Origin of the sequence: Veillonella sp. (assembly GCF_019414865.1) — a bacterium.
Taxonomy (GTDB): Bacteria; Bacillota; Negativicutes; order Veillonellales; family Veillonellaceae; genus Veillonella.
The window spans coordinates 1-18,316 of the sequence record NZ_DXLG01000026.1 but is presented as its reverse complement, the minus strand read 5'-3'; the positions used below and the strand labels follow the sequence as shown (position 1 = coordinate 18,316).

The following is an 18,316-nucleotide window of genomic DNA, read 5'->3' as shown; positions in this document are numbered from 1 at the left end:
GCGAAGGTGGCCATACAGTAGGCGCTGGCGTTGTAACTGAAATCGAAGGTTAATTTAACCTTTTATGCTCATCGTAGTGATGCGTTGAGCACAATACATGCAGCATTCAGAGCGGCAGTAATGCCGCTCTAGTGTTGTGTTTTTAAACTATGAAGTAGAAGGTTGCCTCTGCGGAGGAGAATTTCTATGGAGCAGCCCATTCATGAAATGGACGACAGGAGGAATTATTAATAATGGCTAAACAGCAAAAAATCCGTATTCGCCTTAAGGCATACGACCACAAAGCTCTCGATCAAAGCGCTGCTAAGATCGTAGACACTGCAAAAAGAAATGGCGCTATGGTATCTGGTCCGATTCCATTGCCAACAGAAAAGAATATCTTCACAATTCTTCGTTCTGTACACGTAAACAAAGATTCTCGTGAACAATTCGAAATGCGTACACATAAACGCTTAATCGATATTCTTGAACCAAATTCGAAAACAGTAGATGCTATCACTCGTTTAGATTTACCAGCTGGTGTATCTATTGAAATAAAACTATAAGGAGGTGCGATAATGTCTAAAGCTATTTTGGGTAAAAAATTAGGAATGACTCAAGTCTTCACAGCTGAAGGCCAATTAGTTCCTGTAACAGTAGTGGAAACTACCCCAAGCGTTGTAGTGCGCGTTAAGACTGTTGAAACAGACGGCTACGAAGCAGTACAAATTGGTTACGGTTCCATTAAAGAAAAACATTTAACAAAACCTGTAAAAGGTCAGTTCGACAAAGCTGGCGTAGCTCCAGTTAAATATCTTCGCGAAGTTCGCGTAGCTAATGCAGCTGACTACACAGTAGGCCAAACTCTGGCAGCTGATATCTTCGCAGAAGGTGAATTGGTGGACGTAGTGGGTACAGGTAAAGGTAAGGGTTTTGCTGGCACAATTAAACGCCATAACTTCTCCCGTGGTCCTGAAACTCATGGTTCTAAATCTCACCGTGAACCTGGTTCCATCGGTCCTATGATCTCCGGTGGCGGCGGTAAGGTATACAAAGGTAAAAAACTCCCTGGACAAATGGGTGGTTACAGAGTTACCGTACAACGCTTATCCGTTGTGAAAGTTGATGCTGAACGTAACCTTTTATTGGTTAAAGGTGGTATCCCAGGCGCTAAAGGTAGCTTGGTTATGGTTCGCAACACGGTTAAACCTGTTAAATAATCATTTGTCGAAAGGAGGATTATGTAATGCCTACAGTAGCAACATATAATCAATCCGGCGTTAAAGTCGGTGAAATACAGTTAAACGATGCAGTATTCGGCGTTGAAGTTAACGAAGCCGTAATGCATCAAGCCGTAGTTCGTCAATTGTCTAACGAACGTCTCGGCACACATGCAACAAAAACTAGAGGTATGGTTCGTGGCGGTGGCCGCAAACCTTGGAAACAAAAAGGTACTGGTCGTGCACGTTCCGGTTCCAGCCGTTCCCCAATCTGGATTGGTGGCGGTACTACATTTGGTCCACAACCTCGCAGCTATTACAAAGCTATGCCTCGTAAGGCTAGACGTTTAGCAGTTAAATCTGCTCTTAGCGATAAAGTGAATAATAGCGAATTATACGTTTTGGAAGAAATCACATTAGCAGCTCCTAAAACTAAAGAAGTATTGAATATTATCAATAGCTTCAATGTTGGTGATGCAAAAGTATTGTTCATCACTGAAGGTGATGTAAATGTTGAACGTTCCGCTCGCAATATCCAAGGTGTTAAAGCATTGGCTTGCGAAGGTATGAACATTTTCGATCTTCTTCATTACGATAAGCTCTTCATTACTAAAGGTGCTGTCGCAAAAATCGAGGAGGTACTTGGATAATGCAATTACATGATGTACTAATCCGCCCGGTTATTACCGAAAAATCCACTATGCTTATGGAAGAAGGCAAATACACTTTCCGTGTGCCTTTGACTGCAAATAAAGTGCAAATCCGTCAAGCAGTTGAAAAAATCTTCAATGTAAAAGTAGAAAAAGTAGCTACTATTCGTGTTTTAGGCAAAACTAAACGCATGGGTCGTACACAAGGTAAACGCAGCGATTACAAAAAAGCTATCGTTACTTTGAAAGCTGGCGAATCCATTGAATTCTTTGAAGGTGTCTAAGAGTCTAGTTGTAAGGAGGCCCACTAATGGCAATTAAATCATTTAAACCGTACTCCGCTGGTCGCCGGTTTATGACAGTATCCGCCTTCGACGAAATCACAGCAAGCAAACCAGAAAAATCTTTGCTAGCTAAGATTTCTCAAAAAGGTGGTCGTAACAATACTGGTAAAATGACAGTTCGTCACCAAGGTGGCGGTCATAAACGTCAATATCGTATTATTGACTTCAAACGTACTAAAGATAATATTCCAGCTAAAGTAGCAACAATCGAGTATGATCCTAACCGTTCTTCTCGTATCGCTTTGCTTAACTACGCTGATGGTGAAAAACGCTACATTTTAGCTCCTAACGGTCTAAAAGTTGGTGACGTTGTATTCTCCGGTCCTGAGTCCGATATTAAACCTGGTAACTGCTTACCATTGGCTAATATTCCAGACGGTACACAAATCCACAATATCGAATTGAAAATCGGTAAAGGTGGCCAAATCGTTCGTTCCGCTGGTACATCTGCTCAATTGATGGGTAAAGATAATGGCTATGCTATTCTTCGTTTACCATCTGGTGAAATGCGTCGTGTTCGTCAAGAGTGCCGTGCAACAGTAGGTGTTGTTGGTAACGCTGACCACAGCAACCTTGTAATTGGTAAAGCTGGTCGTCATCGTTGGATGGGCGTTCGCCCTGGCAACCGTGGTGTTGTAATGAACCCTTGTGACCATCCACATGGTGGTGGTGAAGGTAAATCTCCTGTTGGTCGTAAACATCCTGTTACACCTTGGGGCAAACCAGCACATGGTGTTAAAACTCGCGACAAGAAAAAAGCTTCTAACAGCTTAATCATTAAACGTCGTACAAAATAGGATAAAGGAAAGGAGATAAAATAGTGTCCAGATCTATTAAAAAAGGCCCTTTCGTAGCAGATCATTTGCTTAAGAAAGTTGAAGCTTTAAACGAAACTAACGAAAAGAAAGTTGTAAAAACCTGGTCCCGTGCCTCTACTATTATCCCAAGTTTTGTAGGCCACACAATTGCTGTGCATGATGGTCGCAAACATGTACCTGTATTCATTACAGAAGATATGGTAGGTCATAAATTAGGTGAGTTCGCTCCTACACGTACTTATAAAGGTCATGGTAAGGACGAAAAATCTACAGGCAAAAAATAGGAGGAAATAATACATGGAAGCAAAAGCAATCGCTAGACATATCCGAATCGCGCCTCGTAAAATCCGTATCGTTGCAGATTTAGTGCGCGGTAAAAACATCGGCGAAGCATTTGCCATCTTGAAGTTCACTCCGAAAGTTGGCGCTGATGTAGTAGAAAAAGTAATGCGTTCTGCAATCGCAAACGCTGAACATAATTTCGATATGAATGTTGACAATCTTTACGTATCCGAGATCTTCGTTGATCAAGGCCCTACATTAAAACGCATTCATCCTCGTTCCCGTGGTCAAGCTTTCAAAATTTTGAAACGCACTAGCCATGTAACAGTAGTAGTTAAAGAAAGAGCTTAAGAAGGAGGGAAACAGAGTGGGTCAAAAAGTTAATCCACACGGTTTGCGTGTCGGTATCGTAAAAGATTGGGACGCAAAATGGTATGCAGATAAAGATTTCGCTGCTAATCTTCATGAAGACGTAAAAATTCGTAACTTCTTGAAAGAAACCCTTTTCATTGCTGGTATTTCCCGCATTGAAATCGAGCGTACAAATAAACGTATTAAATTGACTATCCACACTGCAAAACCAGGTATGGTTATCGGTCGTGGTGGTGCTGGTATCGAAGATATCAAAAAAGCAATGACTCGTTTCACTGACAAACAAGTGGACGTTAACATCGCAGAAATTAAACAAGCAGACATGGATGCAATTTTGGTTGCAGAAAACATTGCTGGCCAATTGGAACGCCGTATCGGTTTCCGTCGTGCAATGAAACAAGCTGTAGGTCGTACAATGCGCTTAGGTGCAAAAGGTATTAAAATCATGGTAAGCGGTCGTCTTGGCGGCGCTGAAATCGCTCGTAGCGAATCCTACCGTGAAGGTTCTATTCCTTTGCATACACTTCGTGCAGACATCGACTACGGTACTGCTGAAGCTCATACAACATATGGTTGTATCGGCATTAAAGTATGGATTTACAAAGGTGAAGTTTTGCCAGAAGCGAAACAACCTGCTAAGAAGGAAGAAGGTGGCAAGTAATGCTTATTCCAAAGCGCGTAAAACATCGTAAGCAATTCCGCGGCCGTATGAAAGGTCGTGCTATGCGCGGTAATACAGTGTCTCATGGTGAGTTCGGCTTGGTAGCATGCGAACCATCTTGGATCACTAACCGTCAAATCGAAGCTGCCCGTATTGCTATGACTCGTTATATCAAACGTGGTGGTAAAGTATGGATTAAAATTTTCCCTGACAAACCAATTACAGCTAAACCAGCTGGTACTCGTATGGGTTCCGGTAAAGGTTCTCCTGAATACTGGGTAGCAGTAGTTAAACCAGGTCGTGTAATGTTTGAAATGGACGGTGTGCCAGAAGCTACAGCTCGTGAAGCTATGCGTCTTGCAAGCCATAAACTTCCAATCAAATGCAAATTTGTTGTTAAGGGTAAAGAATTGGGTGGTGACGTAAATGAAGGTTAATGACATTCGCAATATGAGCGCTGCCGAAATGGAACAAAAAGTTTCCGGTCTTAAGGAAGAGTTATTTAACCTCCGTTTTCAGCTTGCAACAGGTCAATTAGAAAATCCTATGCGCATTCGTGAAGTTAAGAAGACAATCGCTCGTATTAAAACTGTACAACGTGAAGTTGAACTTAAATCTGAAAACGCATAATAACAGATTTGTTAAAGGTTGAAAAGGAGGCTTAAAATCGTGGCAGAAGAAAGAAACGTACGTAAAGTCCGCGTAGGTAAAGTTGTAAGCGACAAAATGAATAAAACTGTTGTTGTTGCTGTAGAACGTAAAGTACCTCACGCATTATATAATAAGCCAATGGTTAGCACTAAACGCTTCAAAGCTCATGATGAAAACAATGAGTGCCAAATTGGCGATACAGTTAAAATTGTAGAAACTCGTCCACTTTCTAAAGATAAATGTTGGAGAGTTGTTGAAATTCTTGAAAGACAAAAATAAGAGTGATGTAAGGAGGAATAGACGATGATCCAGCAACAAACAATTTTGAATGTTGCCGACAACACTGGTGCAAAACGTATTATGTGTATCCAAGTCATGGGCGGTTCTTATCGCAAATTCGGCAATATCGGTGACGTAATCGTTGCTTCTGTAAAAGATGCATCACCCGGTGGCGTTGTCAAGAAAGGCGACGTAGTCAAAGCTGTTATTGTTCGTTCTAAAAAAGGTATCCGCCGTCAAGACGGTTCCTATATCCGTTTCGATGAAAACGCAGCAGTAGTTATTAAAGATGACAAGACCCCTCGTGGTACTCGTATCTTTGGACCTGTAGCTAGAGAGCTTCGTGAAAAAGACTTCATGAAAATCGTTTCTTTGGCTCCAGAAGTATTATAAGAAGGAGGAACGCAGCATATGGCTAAACTACAAATCAAAAAAGGCGATACAGTTGTTGTTATCTCCGGTAAAGATAAAGGTAAGCAAGGTACAGTAATTGCAACTGAACCTAAAAAAGAACGCGTATTTGTTGAAGGCGTTAACACTGTAAAACGTCACACAAAACCTTCTCAAGCTAACCCACAAGGCGGCATCGTTACTAAAGAAGCTGGTATCCATGTTTCTAACGTAATGATCGTTGACCCAGAAACTAAAACAGCTACTCGTATCAAAAAAGTTGAAGGCAAAGACGGTAAATTCGTTCGCGCTACAGTTAAATCTGGTACAGTACTTAAATAATCAGGAAAGGAGGAGCTAAATAAATGTCTCGTTTATTTGAACAATACAACTCTGAAATCAAAAAGAGTTTGCAAGAAAAATTCCAATACGGCAACGTTATGGAAATCCCTAAATTGGAAAAAATCGTTATCAACATCGGCGTTGGTGATGCAGTAGGCAATGCAAAAGCATTGGAAGCAGCAGTTAATGATTTGACTATCATTTCTGGTCAAAAACCTGTAATCACAAAAGCTAAAAAATCCATTGCGAACTTCAAAGTTCGTGAAGGCATGGCGTTGGGTACAAAAGTTACTCTTCGTGGCGAACGCATGTATGAATTCCTCGACAAATTGATCAATGCGGCATTACCTCGTGTACGTGACTTCCGCGGTATCAGCGCAACAGCATTTGATGGCCGTGGTAACTACGCTTTGGGTCTTAAAGAACAGCTCATCTTCCCTGAGATCGAATATGATCAAGTAGAACGTGTTACTGGTATGGATATCATCGTAGTAACAACTGCTAAAACAGATGAAGAAGCTCGTGAATTGTTGACTCAATTCGGTATGCCTTTCGAAAAATAATAGGAGGAACATATAGATGGCTAAAAAATCTATGATTGAACGCGAAAAGAAACGCGCTAAAATCGTTGAAAAATATGCAGCTAAACGTGCAGCGTTAAAAGCAGCAGGTGATTATGAAGGCTTGTCCAAATTACCAGCAAACGCATCCCCAACACGCTTACACAACCGTTGCAACTTAACTGGTCGTCCTCACGGCTATATGCGCAAATTCGGTATCAGCCGTATTGCGTTCCGTGAATTGGCGTACAAAGGACAAATTCCTGGTGTTAAAAAAGCCAGCTGGTAATATTAGACGAGAGGAGGTTTTTAGATTATGGTAATGACCGATCCTATCGCGGATATGCTTACGCGCATCCGTAATGCAAATGCTGCACTTCATGAAACGGTAAACATTCCTGCATCTAGAATGAAAGCAGCTGTTCTTGACATCCTTTTACAAGAAGGTTTCGTAAAGAACGTAGAAAAAGAAGAAAACACTTTAAAAGTAACTTTGAAATATGGTTCCAATAACGAAAAAGTTATTACAGGAATTAAACGTATTTCCAAACCTGGTTTACGTGTTTACGCGAAAAAGGAAGAACTTCCTCGTGTACTTGGTGGTTTGGGTATCGCAGTTATTTCTACATCCAAAGGCGTTATGAGCGACAAACAAGCTCGTAAAGAAGGTCTTGGTGGCGAAGTAATCGCATACGTTTGGTAATAGTAGCAATAGGAGGTAGAAATAATGTCACGTATCGGTAGAATGCCTATCGAGATCCCTGCAGGCGTTACTGTTACATATGATAACCATCATATGAACGTAAAAGGTCCTAAAGGTGAATTATCTCGCGATTTGCATCCAGATATGAATATCACTGTTGAAGGTAACACAATTACAGTAGCTCGTCCTTCCGACAATAAAGCTCATCGTTCCCTTCACGGTTTGACTCGCGCTCTTGTTGCTAATATGGTAACAGGCGTATCTGAAGGATTCACAAAAACTCTTGAAATCAACGGTGTTGGTTACAGAGCGGCTAAACAAGGCAATAAATTAGCTCTTACACTTGGCTTCTCTCATCCAGTAGAAATGGAAGCTCCAGCTGGTATTACAATTGAAGTTCCAGCTCCTAACAAAATCGTTGTTTCTGGTGCAGACAAAGAAGTTGTAGGCGCAGTAGCAGCTGATATCCGTAAATGGAGAAAACCTGAACCTTACAAAGGTAAAGGTATCCGCTATGAAGGCGAAGTTGTTCGTCGCAAAGCTGGTAAAGCTGGTGCAAAAGGTAAATAGTAATATCATCTATATGAATGAAAGGAGTGAATATCTTGCCTCGTAAATCTAGTAGAAATATCGCTCGAGCAAAACGTCATCTTCGTATTCGCCGTCACATCTCTGGTACGGCAACTTGCCCACGTTTGAACGTTTACCGTTCTTTGAGCAACATTTACGCACAAGTAATCGATGATGTAGCAGGTACAACTTTGGTTGCTGCTAGCTCTTTAGATAAAGATTTGAACTTATCCTATGGTGGTAACGTAGCTGCTGCTAAAGCCGTTGGTGAAGCAGTTGCTAAAAAAGCTATCGCTAAAGGCATTGACACTGTAGTGTTTGACCGTGGTGGTTATATTTACCACGGCCGCGTAGCAGCCCTTGCAGAAGGTGCTCGTGAAGCAGGCTTAAAATTCTAAGAAGGAGGAACTATAGACATGGCGAGAATTGACTACACCAGTCTTGATCTTAAAGAAAGAGTAGTATTCATCAACCGCGTAGCCAAAGTAGTTAAAGGCGGTCGTCGTTTTTCCTTCAGCGCTCTTGTAGTTGTTGGTGATGGCAACGGTTATGTAGGCGTTGGCTTAGGTAAAGCAGCGGAAGTACCAGAAGCAATTCGCAAAGGTATCGATGATGCTAAGAAAAATATTGTAAACGTAGCAATTAAAAATGGTACAATCCCTCACAGCGTAACAGGCGTATTCGGCGCAGGCCGCGTATTCTTGAAACCAGCTGCTGAAGGTACTGGCGTTATCGCTGGTGGCCCTGTTCGTGCCGTATTGGAATTAGTAGGTGTTCGTAACATCTTGACTAAATCTTTGGGCTCTTCTAACCCTAACAATATGGTTCGCGCTACAATCGAAGGTTTGAAAGATTTGAAACGCGCTAGCGAAGTTGCTGAACTTCGTGGTAAAACCGTTGAAGAAATTTATAACGCGTAATAAGGAGACAAGAAATGGCACAAGTTAAAGTAACATTAACAAGAAGCTTAATCGGTCGTCCTGAAGATCAACGCGCGACAGTTAAAGCTTTGGGCTTGAAAAAAACTAATTCTCAAGTTGTAAAAGAAGTAACACCTCAAATCGAAGGTATGCTTCACAAAGTTAGACATTTAGTAAAAGTTGAAGAAGTTTAATACTGATAAGGAGGTGCACTGAATGAAACTTCATGAATTACAACCAGCTGCTGGTTCCAAAAAAGCTCGTACTCGTGTAGGCCGTGGTTTAGGTTCTGGCTTGGGTAAAACATCTGGTCGTGGTCAAAAAGGTCAAAACTCCCGTTCTGGCGGTGGCGTTCGCTCCGGTTTTGAAGGCGGCCAAATGCCTCTTTATCGTCGTTTACCAAAACGTGGTTTCAACAACGTTTTTGCTAAACAATATGCTGAAGTTAACGTAGAACAATTGAACCGTTTTGAAGACGGTGCAACAGTTGATCCAGTAGCTCTTATTGAAGCTGGCATTTTGAAAAATGTACGCGATGGCATTCGTATTTTAGGTAACGGTACATTGGAAACTAAAAACTTAACAGTTATCGCTAATGGCTTCACTAAATCTGCTGAAGAAAAAATTACAGCAGCAGGCGGAAAAGTAGAGGTGATCTAGGGTGCTAGATAGCCTCTCGAACATCTTTAAGATTACCGAATTACGTAATAAGATTCTTTACACATTAATGATGTTTGCCATCTTTAGAGCTGGTATCCACATTCCTGTTCCAGGCGTTGATGCGTCTGTTATCGAATCCTTGTTTACATCCGGTAACCTATTCGGTCTATTAGACTTGTTTGCTGGTGGTGCGCTTAGTAAGTTCTCTATCTTTGCAATGAGTATTACACCTTACATCAATGCTTCCATCATCATGCAACTGCTTCAGTCTGTAGTTCCTCAGTTTGAAGCATGGAGTAAAGATGGTGAAGACGGGCGTAAGAAAATAGCGAAGGTAACTCGTTATGGCACCGTAGTCCTCGGCTTTGTACAAGCCGCAGGCATGGCATTTGCTCTTAGAGCAAACAACGCTTTGGTAAATAATGATTTCCTTAGTGTATTCGTTGTGGCCATCATCCTAACAGCAGGCACATGCTTGTTGATGTGGATTGGTGAACAAATCACAGCATATGGTATAGGTAATGGTATTTCCTTGATCATCTTTGCTGGTATCGTAGCTCGATTACCAGATGGTTTAGAAACTATTTATCAATATATCCAAAACGGAACAATCAATATGTTCCAAGCATTCTTATTTGCTGTAATTGCTCTTGCGATGATTGCTGTCGTAGTTGCAGTTACACAAGGCCAACGTCGTATTCCGATTCAATATGCTAAACGCGTAGTAGGTCGTAAAATGTACGGTGGTCACTCTACATTCTTGCCGTTGAAAGTCAATCAGGCAGGTGTAATCCCAATTATCTTTGCGTCATCTGTGTTGATGTTCCCTGTGACAATTGCGCAATTTATTGACAATGAATATGTTCATAAAATTGCAGATCTATTTACATGGGGTACGCCGTTACAAACGGCATTGTATGCATTATTGATTTTTATCTTTACGTATTTCTATACTGCAATCTCTATCAACATTACAGATATGGCAGATAATATGAAAAAATACGGTGGTTTTATCCCAGGTATTCGTGCGGGTAAACCAACTGCTGATTATGTGGATAACGTGATGACCAAGATCACTTTGGCTGGCGCTGTATTCTTAGCTGTCGTTGCTATTATACCGAATTTCCTCGGTAGTATTACCGGCGTCCAAGGCGTATACTTTGGTGGTACGGCTCTCCTTATCGTTGTAGGTGTAGCACTTGATACAATGCAACAAATTGAGTCGCTCATGGTAACACGCCACTATAAAGGCTTTGTGAAATAGGAGGGAAACAATATGTATATTCTATTAATGGGACCTCCTGGTGCTGGTAAAGGCACTCAGGCAGCTCGACTTATTGAAAAATACGGTATTCCCCAAATTTCAACAGGTGATATGTTCCGCGCTGCGATTAAGAACGAAACACCTCTTGGAGTTGAGGCTAAGAAATACATCGATGCTGGTCAATTGGTACCTGACAGTGTAACTGTTGGTATCGTACGTGATCGCTTGGTGAAAGATGACTGCAAATCTGGATTTATTCTTGATGGATTCCCAAGAACAACAGCGCAAGCTGTGTCCTTGGATGCAATCCTTAAAGAATTAGGAATTTCTTTGGACGCTGTACTTAACTTAAATGTTCCTTCCGAGGAATTAGTTAAACGTATTAGCGAACGAGCTGTTCTAGAAAATCGTGCTGATGATAACCCTGAAACAGTACAGAAACGTCTAGCTGTGTACGAAGAATCTACTAAACCTTTAATTGATTACTACCGCAACAGCGGCTTATATGAAGAAATTAACGGTTTACAAGATGTAGACGCAGTATTTGCTGACATCATTAAGGCTTTGGAGAAATAATCCATGATTATTTTAAAATCGCCCCATGAAATTGAATGTATCCGCAAGGCAAGTAAGCTTACAGCAGACACGTTGTCCTTGTTAGTAGAAAAGGCTAAACCTGGCATCACGACGCTTGAGTTAGATACAATTGCCGAAGAATATATTCGCAGCCACGGTGGTATACCAAGTTGTAAAGGGTACTATGGATTCCCTGCTACAATCTGTGCTTCTATCAATGATGAAGTTGTTCATGGTATTCCGAGCGCTAAGCGTAAGCTTAAAAACGGTGATGTCCTCAGTATTGATCTTGTATCATCTATTGATGGATATCACGGCGATTCGGCTGTGACGATTCCTATCGGTCACGTCAAACCAGATGTGATGAAATTGTTAAAAGTTACAGAAGAAAGTCTGTTCAAGGGAATTGAACAAGTGAAAGTTGGCAACCGTATCGGTGCTATCGGTCACGCTGTTCAAACGTATTGTGAGAAACATGGTTACGGTGTCGTTCGCGACTTCGTAGGTCATGGTTTAGGCCGCGAAATGCATGAAGATCCGCAAATACCAAACTATGGTAGTCCTGATCAAGGACCTTTAATGAAACCAGGTATGGTATTGTGTATTGAACCGATGATTACAATGGGTAGTTATCGTGTTCATGTATTAGGGGATGACTGGACAGCAGTTACCGTAGATGGTAAACCTGCTGCTCATTTCGAACATACAGTGGTTGTTACAGAAAACGGCCCTGAAATATTAACCATGCGTGATGAACCGCGGTTAATTAAATAAAACAGGTAACCGGAGGAAAAGATATGTCAAAAGAAGACGTTATTGAGGTGGAAGGTACGGTAGTTGAGGCTTTACCGAATGCCATGTTCCAAGTTGAATTGGAAAATGGTCATATCGTATTGGCTCATGTGTCAGGTAAAATGCGTATGAATTTTATCCGTATTCTTCCTGGTGATAAAGTTACTATGGAACTGACACCGTATGACTTAAATCGTGGTCGCATCACCTATCGCTTCAAATAAGCATAGGGTCCACAAAGGAGGTACTAATGAAGGTTCAACCATCAGTTAAAAAGATATGCGAAAAATGTAAAATCATTAAACGCAAAGGCCGTGTAATGGTTATTTGCGAAAATCCAAAACATAAACAAAAACAAGGATAATCTGATAGGAGGTGGATGATTAGATGGCACGTATCGCCGGTGTAGATTTACCTCGTGATAAACGAGTGGAAATTGGTTTAACTTATATTTATGGTATTGGTCCAACTTTAGCATCTGAAATCATTGCTAAAACTGGCATCAATCCTGACACACGTGTTCGTGATCTTTCTGAAGATGAAGTAGCGAAAATCCGTGAATTGTTAGATGCTGATTACAAAGTTGAAGGTGACCTTCGTCGTGAAGAAGCTCTTAACATTAAACGCTTAATTGAAATCAACTCCTATCGAGGCAAACGTCATCGTATGGGTTTACCACTTCGTGGTCAACGTACTAAAACGAATGCACGTACTCGCAAAGGTCCTAGAAAAGCAATTGCTGGTAAAAAGAAATAAGATAAAGGAGGGATAAAGCGTGGCTAAAAAAGTTGTTAGAACTAAAAGAAAAGAAAAGAAACATATTGAATCCGGTGCGGCTCATATTCGTTCTACATTCAATAACACTATCGTAACTTTGACAGATACAAACGGTAATGCGTTGTCTTGGGCTTCCGCTGGTGGCTTGGGCTTCCGTGGTTCCCGTAAATCCACTCCATTCGCTGCTCAAATGGCTGCTGAACAAGCTGCTAAAGCTGCAATGGAACATGGTCTTCGCACTGTTGAAGTATTCGTAAAAGGTCCTGGATCCGGCCGTGAAGCTGCAATCCGTGCTTTACAAGCTGCAGGTCTTGAAGTTACTTCCATTAAAGACGTAACTCCAATTCCTCACAATGGTTGTCGCCCTCCAAAACGCCGTCGTGTATAATTAATAGCGGCCGATTTGATACGGTGCTATAATTAAACTATGAACGTGTGTTGTATAGGAGGATGTTCCTGATGAGCGAAGAAAAGAAACTTAAAATCGAGAAGGTGGACATCGCCGAAGGCGGTCGCTATGGTAAGTTCGTATGTGAACCATTAGACCGTGGTTATGGTATCACTCTCGGTAATAGCTTACGCAGAATTTTGCTTTCATCCTTGGATGGGGCAGCTATCACCTCTATCAAAATTGATGGAGTTCTTCATGAATTCTCTACTATTCCTGGTATTCGCGAAGACGTTACGGATATCATCCTTAACTTAAAGCAATTGTGCATCAAAGTTGAAGAAGATGTGCAACTACCATTGGAAGTTCACTTTGACTTCCAAAAGGATGGTGTATTGACAGCAGCTGACTTAGCTGAGCAATTCCCACCAGAAGTGGAAGTATTGAATCCTGAACTTGTGATTGCGACTATGGATGAGACAGCTCATCTCGTAATGGACGTAGTGATTGAACGTGGCAAAGGTTACGTTCCTTCTACGAAGAATAAAAAAGACACAGATGTAATCGGTTGTATTCCAATCGATTCCATCTTCTCTCCAATTCTTCGTGCCAAATACGAAGTGAGTGATGTTCGTGTAGGCAATGAAATGGACTTTGACAAACTTACATTAGAAGTTTGGACTGATGGTTCCATTACTGCTGCTGATGCAGTGGCAAAATCTGCTGCCATTATGATTGGTTATTTAGGGAACTTCACTAAATTAGCGCACTCTGCAGATGTTGTAGATGTAAACACAGGTGAAGGCGGTATCGTTGTTGATCCAGTAGGTTCCGATAATGAAGAACCAGCTGTAGATGAAGGCCCAGCAAAGATTTCCATCGATGAGTTGGAACTCTCTGTTCGTGCGTATAACTGCTTGAAACGTGCTGGCATTAATACAATTGCAGATTTGCTAGACAAAACCATTGATGACTTAGGAAAAGTTCGCAATTTAGGCAAAAAATCCATCGATGAAATTGAGGAAAAACTCAATAATCATCCAGGTGGTTTTCAACTTAAACAAAAAGGCGAATAAGGAGGAAGACGAATGTACAGAAAATTAGGCCGCGACAGCTCCGCTCGTAAAGCGTTGTTCCGTAGCATGTTAACATCTTTCTTCCAATATGAGCGTATTGAAACTACAGAAGCTAAAGCGAAAGAACTTCGCTCTTTAGCTGATCAAATGGTAACTTTGGCTAAACGTGGTGATCTTCATGCACGTCGCCAAGTTCTTGCATACCTCATGGATGAAAGCGTAGTAAAAAAATTGTTTGATACAATTGCTCCAAAATATGCAGACCGTCAAGGTGGTTATACTCGTGTAATCAAAACTGGTCTTCGCAAAGGTGACGCTGCACCTTTGGCTATTATCGAGTTAGTTTAATCAAACTCTATACGGTGTTGTAACTTATGTTGCAGCACCGTTTTTTTATTGTCAATTTTATGGTACAATCGATGAGTATAATATCGTAATATATTAGCAGTTATCGTAAATATTAAATGTCTATTGTTAACCTTTTACAGTATACCTTAGATACTATTTCATTCTAAGTGTATGAACAGGACATATTATATTGATGCTAGTAGGCTCAATATGGGAATGATTGATTTGTAAATGGTTCTACTTTTATAGAAGCGAAATTGACTAGAAAGATATGAGGTTATCCATGAATGAAAAAGACATTATGATTCAGGTCAATCATATGAGTCATATCTATACCGATGAAAATGGCAATGATGTACATGCATTAAATGATGTAAACTTATCTATTAAGCGCGGCGAGTTTGTTTGTATCATCGGTACGAATGGTAGTGGTAAAAGTACACTAGCTAAGCATTTCAATGTGTTATTACAACCTAGTGAAGGTTATATCAATGTATGTGGCTATGATACGCGTGATGAAGCGCATATTTGGGATATACGCCAACATGTAGGTATGGTATTCCAAAATCCTGATAACCAAATTGTGGCGGCTGTCGTAGAAGAGGATGTTGCCTTTGGCCCAGAAAACTTAGGTATTCCTAGTGCAGAAATTAGAAAACGTGTCGATGCAGCGTTAGAGGCTGTAAATATGACTGAATATAGAGAACATGGTCCTCATTTGTTGTCTGGTGGTCAAAAGCAACGCATTGCTATTGCCGGCGTACTTGCTATGAAACCAGATTGTATCGTCCTTGATGAGCCAACAGCCATGCTCGATCCTAAAGGTCGTCGTGAAGTACTTGAAACAGTTCATAAACTAAATAAAGAAGAAGGTATCACTATCGTGTACATTACACACTTTATGGAGGAAGCTGTCACAGCTGATCGTGTGGTAGTTATGAAAAATGGTGTGAAATTACATGATGGCACTCCTCGTGAAATCTTCAGTCATGTAGATACCTTAAAAGGCCTTGGCCTTGATGTTCCAGTGGCATCTGAAATTGCTTTTAAATTAAATGAAAAAGGTTATGAGGTCGGTAAAAGTATCATCAATAATGAAGAATTAGCAGTAGGTCTTAAACATTGTAAATTAGCTGACCAACTACTAGATGATCATAATGTAGAGGCCAAAACTATTAGTTCTCCTACCAATGAAGATGTAAATGCCGTAAGAGGGGAGGGCACACACTAATGGCGATTGTATTAGATAATATTACTTATACCTATGGTGTAGGTACTCCATTTGAAAAGACCGCCCTTCACGGTGTATCTCTTACTGTTGAAAACGGTGAGTTTTTAGGCATCATTGGTCATACCGGCTCTGGTAAGTCTACCTTTGTACAACATTTAAATGGCTTATTACACCCTACAACAGGAACGGTTACCGTTAATGGCGTAGATATTAGTGCTTCTACGGAGGAAGCTAAAAAGATGCGCCATAAGGTAGGCATGGTTTTCCAATATCCAGAACATCAGTTGTTTGAAGAAACTATTGCTGAAGATATTGCTTTTGGTCCTAAAAATTTAGGCCTCAGTGCTGATGAAGTAGATGAACGGGTACGGGAGGCAATGAAATTTGTAGGTCTTGATTACGACACCTACGCAGAGCGCTCTCCATTCCATCTATCTGGTGGACAAATGCGCCGTGTTGCCATCGCTGGTGTAGTGGCTATGAATCCAGATTTCCTAGTCCTTGATGAGCCATCTGCAGGCCTTGACCCATTTGGTCGTGAAGAAATCTTTGAAGAGATCATTCGACTTCATAAAGAAAAGGGCATTACTGTAATCCTTGTATCCCATAACATGGAGGATATTTCTCGCATGGCATCTCGCCTCGTGGTACTCGATAAAGGTCGTATCGTTCTCGATGGAGAACCGATGGATATCTTTAATAATCATCGAGATGCATTGCAAGCTGTTGGTGTAGACGTACCACCAGTATCTGTAACCATGGAATATTTGCGTGAACAAGGATTAGATGTATCTAATCGTGTATTATCCGTGGATGATGCAGTACAAGCCATTCTAGAAGGAGGTAGCCATGTTAAATAACATTACTATTGGGCAATACTTCCCAGGAAACTCCTTCTTGCATCGCATGGATCCTCGTGCCAAGATTATTGCTACAACTATCTTTGTGGTAGCTATCTTCCTAGCAAATTCTCCTCTTGCGTATGGCTTGGTAGGGGCATTTACCATCTTTGCTATGCTGTTATCAAGATTGCCATTACGCTTGATGTGGTCAGCTATTAAACCACTTTGGATTATTATTGTATTTACTATGGGTATTCATATCTTTACGACCCCAGGTAATTCACTTTTCCAATGGGGCATTATTAATATTACAGATCAAGGCTTAGCTATGGGTCTACAAATGGCGGCACGATTAATCTTTTTAATCTTATTCTCCTCCCTATTGACCTATACGACATCACCAATTCGTCTGACCGATGGTATTGAGCATTTGCTAAACCCATTCCGTTGTATTGGTGTACCTGCTCATGAATTGGCTATGATGATGACCATTGCATTGCGTTTCATTCCTACTTTATTGGATGAAACAGATCGTATTATGAAAGCTCAATCTGCTCGTGGTGCAGACTTTGTAACCGGGTCTATCATTCAACGGGCAAAAAATATGGTACCTTTATTGGTTCCTTTATTCATCAGTGCATTTAGACGTGCTGATGAACTGGCTATCGCTATGGAAGCGCGTTGCTATCGAGGTGGTGTAAACCGTACGCGCATGAAAGAACTACAAGTTACCTATGTAGATTATATCGGCGTAGGAGCTGTCATTTTGGTTACCATCGTACTCATCGTTTTATGGTGGCTTGATCTATGAGAAATATACGGATTATAGTTGCTTATGATGGCACCGATTTAGCAGGCTATCAAAAACAACCTGATGATAAGGGCTTAACCGTACAAGGTTGCTTAGAATATGGCTTATCAAAAATCTGTAATGAGCCCATTCAAATATACGGTGCTTCTCGTACGGATGCAGGGGTACATGCAAAGTTTCAAGTATGTACCTTTCAAACCTCTGGTGCTATACCTGCAGAAAATATTCCGCGTGCCATGATAGCTCATATTCCTAAAGACATTGTGGTCCTTGAAGCTGTGGAAATTCCACTGGATTGGAAGCCCCGTTGGAATATATATGGTAAGGAATATGTATATACTATTCATAATCAGCTCATTGCCAATCCTTTGACAAAACGATACCATTGGCATGTTAAGAAGCCTCTTAATATCGACCTCATGCAAGCTGCAGGCAATGAATTATTAGGCACCCATGACTTTACTACCTTAAAAGGGACGAATTCAACACCTGCTGATCCGGTAAAAACAATTATAGGAATTCATGTAGAGGCAGAAGGCTCTCATGTTACCATTTCTGTAGTGGGGGATGGGTTCTTATACCACATGGTTCGCAATATTGCAGGGCTCCTCGTCGATGTAGGCCTTGGAAGACGCAAGGTGGAGGATATCAAGGGCTATTTGGCCGCTAAAAATCGTCGTGTTATAGGTAAAACGGCGCCAGCCCAAGGGTTATGTTTAGAGGAGATATTCTTTACGAAAGAACGTCAGCAAGAGGTGTTACAGAATAAATATTCTATATAATTTTGTATAGACTGCATTCTTCTAGAAT

General features: G+C 41.1%; 34 protein-coding genes. All 34 read left to right on the top strand.

Annotated elements, in window-relative coordinates; all coding sequences use genetic code 11:
* Nucleotides 1-233: 233 nt before the first annotated feature.
* The 34 genes from rpsJ (at nucleotide 234) to truA (ending at nucleotide 18,288) form a co-directional block, all read left to right on the top strand.
* Nucleotides 234-545, top strand: a complete 312-nt coding sequence (rpsJ, locus tag QZ334_RS03010; protein WP_004695100.1) for a 30S ribosomal protein S10 — start codon at nucleotides 234-236, stop codon at nucleotides 543-545.
* Nucleotides 546-557: 12 nt separating this feature from the next.
* Entirely contained in the window at nucleotides 558-1,199 is a 642-nt protein-coding gene (gene rplC / locus QZ334_RS03005) for a 50S ribosomal protein L3 (RefSeq protein WP_004695102.1), read from the top strand.
* Nucleotides 1,200-1,225: 26 nt separating this feature from the next.
* Nucleotides 1,226-1,849, top strand: coding sequence for a 50S ribosomal protein L4 (gene rplD / locus QZ334_RS03000; protein WP_005377066.1), 624 nt, complete (start codon nucleotides 1,226-1,228; stop codon nucleotides 1,847-1,849).
* Nucleotides 1,849-2,133: a 50S ribosomal protein L23 gene (gene rplW, locus QZ334_RS02995; RefSeq protein ID WP_004695108.1), complete on the top strand. Its 285-nt coding sequence runs from the start codon at nucleotides 1,849-1,851 to the stop codon at nucleotides 2,131-2,133. The genes rplD and rplW overlap by 1 nt, the downstream gene beginning before the upstream one ends.
* A 26-nt stretch (nucleotides 2,134-2,159) precedes the next feature.
* On the top strand, nucleotides 2,160-2,990 hold the full coding sequence (gene rplB, locus QZ334_RS02990) for a 50S ribosomal protein L2 (protein WP_005385496.1): 831 nt from the start codon (nucleotides 2,160-2,162) through the stop codon (nucleotides 2,988-2,990).
* Nucleotides 2,991-3,013: 23 nt separating this feature from the next.
* Nucleotides 3,014-3,295, top strand: a complete 282-nt coding sequence (gene rpsS, locus QZ334_RS02985; protein ID WP_005385498.1) for a 30S ribosomal protein S19 — start codon at nucleotides 3,014-3,016, stop codon at nucleotides 3,293-3,295.
* Between the two features lie 13 nt (nucleotides 3,296-3,308).
* Nucleotides 3,309-3,644 carry a 50S ribosomal protein L22 gene (rplV, locus tag QZ334_RS02980; RefSeq protein ID WP_004695112.1) on the top strand — a complete coding sequence of 112 codons (336 nt, stop codon included), beginning with the start codon at nucleotides 3,309-3,311 and terminating at the stop codon, nucleotides 3,642-3,644.
* A 16-nt stretch (nucleotides 3,645-3,660) separates the two neighbouring features.
* Nucleotides 3,661-4,326 (top strand): 30S ribosomal protein S3, encoded by a 666-nt coding sequence (gene rpsC / locus QZ334_RS02975; protein ID WP_005385501.1) that lies wholly within the window; start codon nucleotides 3,661-3,663, stop codon nucleotides 4,324-4,326.
* Nucleotides 4,326-4,763: a 50S ribosomal protein L16 gene (gene rplP / locus QZ334_RS02970; RefSeq protein ID WP_004695114.1), complete on the top strand. Its 438-nt coding sequence runs from the start codon at nucleotides 4,326-4,328 to the stop codon at nucleotides 4,761-4,763. Before rpsC ends, rplP begins: the two co-directional genes overlap by 1 nt.
* Nucleotides 4,753-4,956 (top strand): 50S ribosomal protein L29, encoded by a 204-nt coding sequence (gene rpmC / locus QZ334_RS02965; RefSeq protein WP_004695115.1) that lies wholly within the window; start codon nucleotides 4,753-4,755, stop codon nucleotides 4,954-4,956. The genes rplP and rpmC overlap by 11 nt, the downstream gene beginning before the upstream one ends.
* 39 nt (nucleotides 4,957-4,995) lie before the next feature.
* Entirely contained in the window at nucleotides 4,996-5,256 is a 261-nt protein-coding gene (gene rpsQ, locus QZ334_RS02960) for a 30S ribosomal protein S17 (protein ID WP_005385504.1), read from the top strand.
* A 24-nt stretch (nucleotides 5,257-5,280) separates the two neighbouring features.
* On the top strand, nucleotides 5,281-5,649 hold the full coding sequence (gene rplN / locus QZ334_RS02955) for a 50S ribosomal protein L14 (RefSeq protein WP_004695117.1): 369 nt from the start codon (nucleotides 5,281-5,283) through the stop codon (nucleotides 5,647-5,649).
* 18 nt (nucleotides 5,650-5,667) lie between these two features.
* Complete coding sequence (rplX, locus tag QZ334_RS02950; RefSeq protein WP_005385506.1) at nucleotides 5,668-5,988, top strand: 50S ribosomal protein L24; 321 nt, start codon at nucleotides 5,668-5,670, stop codon at nucleotides 5,986-5,988.
* 23 nt (nucleotides 5,989-6,011) lie between these two features.
* Nucleotides 6,012-6,551 (top strand): 50S ribosomal protein L5, encoded by a 540-nt coding sequence (gene rplE, locus QZ334_RS02945; protein WP_005385508.1) that lies wholly within the window; start codon nucleotides 6,012-6,014, stop codon nucleotides 6,549-6,551.
* Nucleotides 6,552-6,567: 16 nt separating this feature from the next.
* Nucleotides 6,568-6,837 carry a 30S ribosomal protein S14 gene (gene rpsN / locus QZ334_RS02940; protein WP_005377140.1) on the top strand — a complete coding sequence of 90 codons (270 nt, stop codon included), beginning with the start codon at nucleotides 6,568-6,570 and terminating at the stop codon, nucleotides 6,835-6,837.
* Between the two features lie 27 nt (nucleotides 6,838-6,864).
* Nucleotides 6,865-7,251 (top strand): 30S ribosomal protein S8, encoded by a 387-nt coding sequence (rpsH, locus tag QZ334_RS02935; protein ID WP_004695128.1) that lies wholly within the window; start codon nucleotides 6,865-6,867, stop codon nucleotides 7,249-7,251.
* A gap of 24 nt (nucleotides 7,252-7,275) precedes the next feature.
* Entirely contained in the window at nucleotides 7,276-7,821 is a 546-nt protein-coding gene (gene rplF, locus QZ334_RS02930; protein ID WP_039968986.1) for a 50S ribosomal protein L6, read from the top strand.
* Nucleotides 7,822-7,838: 17 nt separating this feature from the next.
* The gene (rplR, locus tag QZ334_RS02925; RefSeq protein ID WP_005385510.1) at nucleotides 7,839-8,219 is read left to right on the top strand and encodes a 50S ribosomal protein L18; all 381 of its coding nucleotides are present in this window, start codon (nucleotides 7,839-7,841) and stop codon (nucleotides 8,217-8,219) included.
* An 18-nt stretch (nucleotides 8,220-8,237) separates the two neighbouring features.
* On the top strand, nucleotides 8,238-8,741 hold the full coding sequence (gene rpsE, locus QZ334_RS02920; RefSeq protein WP_004695136.1) for a 30S ribosomal protein S5: 504 nt from the start codon (nucleotides 8,238-8,240) through the stop codon (nucleotides 8,739-8,741).
* A gap of 14 nt (nucleotides 8,742-8,755) precedes the next feature.
* A complete protein-coding gene (rpmD, locus tag QZ334_RS02915; protein WP_004695138.1) occupies nucleotides 8,756-8,935 on the top strand; it encodes a 50S ribosomal protein L30 in 180 nt (59 codons plus the stop codon).
* A 22-nt stretch (nucleotides 8,936-8,957) separates the two neighbouring features.
* Entirely contained in the window at nucleotides 8,958-9,401 is a 444-nt protein-coding gene (gene rplO / locus QZ334_RS02910; protein WP_060923780.1) for a 50S ribosomal protein L15, read from the top strand.
* 1 nt (nucleotide 9,402) lies between these two features.
* Nucleotides 9,403-10,665, top strand: coding sequence for a preprotein translocase subunit SecY (gene secY, locus QZ334_RS02905; protein ID WP_039968988.1), 1,263 nt, complete (start codon nucleotides 9,403-9,405; stop codon nucleotides 10,663-10,665).
* 12 nt (nucleotides 10,666-10,677) lie between these two features.
* Nucleotides 10,678-11,241 (top strand): adenylate kinase, encoded by a 564-nt coding sequence (locus QZ334_RS02900; protein ID WP_005385513.1) that lies wholly within the window; start codon nucleotides 10,678-10,680, stop codon nucleotides 11,239-11,241.
* Nucleotides 11,242-11,244: 3 nt separating this feature from the next.
* Nucleotides 11,245-12,015 (top strand): type I methionyl aminopeptidase, encoded by a 771-nt coding sequence (gene map / locus QZ334_RS02895; RefSeq protein ID WP_005385514.1) that lies wholly within the window; start codon nucleotides 11,245-11,247, stop codon nucleotides 12,013-12,015.
* A gap of 23 nt (nucleotides 12,016-12,038) precedes the next feature.
* Nucleotides 12,039-12,257 carry a translation initiation factor IF-1 gene (infA, locus tag QZ334_RS02890; protein ID WP_004695147.1) on the top strand — a complete coding sequence of 73 codons (219 nt, stop codon included), beginning with the start codon at nucleotides 12,039-12,041 and terminating at the stop codon, nucleotides 12,255-12,257.
* Between the two features lie 26 nt (nucleotides 12,258-12,283).
* A complete protein-coding gene (gene rpmJ / locus QZ334_RS02885; protein WP_004695148.1) occupies nucleotides 12,284-12,397 on the top strand; it encodes a 50S ribosomal protein L36 in 114 nt (37 codons plus the stop codon).
* Nucleotides 12,398-12,420: 23 nt separating this feature from the next.
* Entirely contained in the window at nucleotides 12,421-12,789 is a 369-nt protein-coding gene (rpsM, locus tag QZ334_RS02880) for a 30S ribosomal protein S13 (RefSeq protein WP_004695149.1), read from the top strand.
* Between the two features lie 19 nt (nucleotides 12,790-12,808).
* Nucleotides 12,809-13,198, top strand: coding sequence for a 30S ribosomal protein S11 (gene rpsK, locus QZ334_RS02875; RefSeq protein ID WP_004695151.1), 390 nt, complete (start codon nucleotides 12,809-12,811; stop codon nucleotides 13,196-13,198).
* Nucleotides 13,199-13,269: 71 nt separating this feature from the next.
* Nucleotides 13,270-14,274 (top strand): DNA-directed RNA polymerase subunit alpha, encoded by a 1,005-nt coding sequence (locus QZ334_RS02870; protein ID WP_039968990.1) that lies wholly within the window; start codon nucleotides 13,270-13,272, stop codon nucleotides 14,272-14,274.
* A 12-nt stretch (nucleotides 14,275-14,286) separates the two neighbouring features.
* Nucleotides 14,287-14,622, top strand: coding sequence for a 50S ribosomal protein L17 (rplQ, locus tag QZ334_RS02865; RefSeq protein WP_004695155.1), 336 nt, complete (start codon nucleotides 14,287-14,289; stop codon nucleotides 14,620-14,622).
* Nucleotides 14,623-14,905: 283 nt separating this feature from the next.
* Nucleotides 14,906-15,853: an energy-coupling factor transporter ATPase gene (locus tag QZ334_RS02860; protein WP_227721015.1), complete on the top strand. Its 948-nt coding sequence runs from the start codon at nucleotides 14,906-14,908 to the stop codon at nucleotides 15,851-15,853.
* The gene (locus QZ334_RS02855) at nucleotides 15,853-16,713 is read left to right on the top strand and encodes an energy-coupling factor transporter ATPase (protein ID WP_024064705.1); all 861 of its coding nucleotides are present in this window, start codon (nucleotides 15,853-15,855) and stop codon (nucleotides 16,711-16,713) included. The genes QZ334_RS02860 and QZ334_RS02855 overlap by 1 nt, the downstream gene beginning before the upstream one ends.
* Nucleotides 16,703-17,506 carry an energy-coupling factor transporter transmembrane component T family protein gene (locus tag QZ334_RS02850; RefSeq protein ID WP_105084918.1) on the top strand — a complete coding sequence of 268 codons (804 nt, stop codon included), beginning with the start codon at nucleotides 16,703-16,705 and terminating at the stop codon, nucleotides 17,504-17,506. The genes QZ334_RS02855 and QZ334_RS02850 overlap by 11 nt, the downstream gene beginning before the upstream one ends.
* Nucleotides 17,503-18,288, top strand: coding sequence for a tRNA pseudouridine(38-40) synthase TruA (truA, locus tag QZ334_RS02845; protein ID WP_295231773.1), 786 nt, complete (start codon nucleotides 17,503-17,505; stop codon nucleotides 18,286-18,288). The genes QZ334_RS02850 and truA overlap by 4 nt, the downstream gene beginning before the upstream one ends.
* Nucleotides 18,289-18,316: the final 28 nt, after the last annotated feature.

Coding starts and splice junctions, on each gene's coding strand:
- rpsJ (WP_004695100.1), top strand. CDS start 234: ATGGCTAAACAGCAAAAAATCCGTATTCGCCTTAAGGCATACGACCAC.
- rplC (WP_004695102.1), top strand. CDS start 558: ATGTCTAAAGCTATTTTGGGTAAAAAATTAGGAATGACTCAAGTCTTC.
- rplD (WP_005377066.1), top strand. CDS start 1,226: ATGCCTACAGTAGCAACATATAATCAATCCGGCGTTAAAGTCGGTGAA.
- rplW (WP_004695108.1), top strand. CDS start 1,849: ATGCAATTACATGATGTACTAATCCGCCCGGTTATTACCGAAAAATCC.
- rplB (WP_005385496.1), top strand. CDS start 2,160: ATGGCAATTAAATCATTTAAACCGTACTCCGCTGGTCGCCGGTTTATG.
- rplV (WP_004695112.1), top strand. CDS start 3,309: ATGGAAGCAAAAGCAATCGCTAGACATATCCGAATCGCGCCTCGTAAA.
- rplP (WP_004695114.1), top strand. CDS start 4,326: ATGCTTATTCCAAAGCGCGTAAAACATCGTAAGCAATTCCGCGGCCGT.
- rpmC (WP_004695115.1), top strand. CDS start 4,753: ATGAAGGTTAATGACATTCGCAATATGAGCGCTGCCGAAATGGAACAA.
- rplN (WP_004695117.1), top strand. CDS start 5,281: ATGATCCAGCAACAAACAATTTTGAATGTTGCCGACAACACTGGTGCA.
- rplX (WP_005385506.1), top strand. CDS start 5,668: ATGGCTAAACTACAAATCAAAAAAGGCGATACAGTTGTTGTTATCTCC.
- rplE (WP_005385508.1), top strand. CDS start 6,012: ATGTCTCGTTTATTTGAACAATACAACTCTGAAATCAAAAAGAGTTTG.
- rpsN (WP_005377140.1), top strand. CDS start 6,568: ATGGCTAAAAAATCTATGATTGAACGCGAAAAGAAACGCGCTAAAATC.
- rpsH (WP_004695128.1), top strand. CDS start 6,865: ATGGTAATGACCGATCCTATCGCGGATATGCTTACGCGCATCCGTAAT.
- rplF (WP_039968986.1), top strand. CDS start 7,276: ATGTCACGTATCGGTAGAATGCCTATCGAGATCCCTGCAGGCGTTACT.
- rplR (WP_005385510.1), top strand. CDS start 7,839: ATGAAAGGAGTGAATATCTTGCCTCGTAAATCTAGTAGAAATATCGCT.
- rpsE (WP_004695136.1), top strand. CDS start 8,238: ATGGCGAGAATTGACTACACCAGTCTTGATCTTAAAGAAAGAGTAGTA.
- rpmD (WP_004695138.1), top strand. CDS start 8,756: ATGGCACAAGTTAAAGTAACATTAACAAGAAGCTTAATCGGTCGTCCT.
- rplO (WP_060923780.1), top strand. CDS start 8,958: ATGAAACTTCATGAATTACAACCAGCTGCTGGTTCCAAAAAAGCTCGT.
- QZ334_RS02900 (WP_005385513.1), top strand. CDS start 10,678: ATGTATATTCTATTAATGGGACCTCCTGGTGCTGGTAAAGGCACTCAG.
- map (WP_005385514.1), top strand. CDS start 11,245: ATGATTATTTTAAAATCGCCCCATGAAATTGAATGTATCCGCAAGGCA.
- infA (WP_004695147.1), top strand. CDS start 12,039: ATGTCAAAAGAAGACGTTATTGAGGTGGAAGGTACGGTAGTTGAGGCT.
- rpmJ (WP_004695148.1), top strand. CDS start 12,284: ATGAAGGTTCAACCATCAGTTAAAAAGATATGCGAAAAATGTAAAATC.
- rpsM (WP_004695149.1), top strand. CDS start 12,421: ATGGCACGTATCGCCGGTGTAGATTTACCTCGTGATAAACGAGTGGAA.
- QZ334_RS02870 (WP_039968990.1), top strand. CDS start 13,270: ATGAGCGAAGAAAAGAAACTTAAAATCGAGAAGGTGGACATCGCCGAA.
- rplQ (WP_004695155.1), top strand. CDS start 14,287: ATGTACAGAAAATTAGGCCGCGACAGCTCCGCTCGTAAAGCGTTGTTC.
- QZ334_RS02860 (WP_227721015.1), top strand. CDS start 14,906: ATGAATGAAAAAGACATTATGATTCAGGTCAATCATATGAGTCATATC.
- QZ334_RS02855 (WP_024064705.1), top strand. CDS start 15,853: ATGGCGATTGTATTAGATAATATTACTTATACCTATGGTGTAGGTACT.
- QZ334_RS02850 (WP_105084918.1), top strand. CDS start 16,703: ATGTTAAATAACATTACTATTGGGCAATACTTCCCAGGAAACTCCTTC.
- truA (WP_295231773.1), top strand. CDS start 17,503: ATGAGAAATATACGGATTATAGTTGCTTATGATGGCACCGATTTAGCA.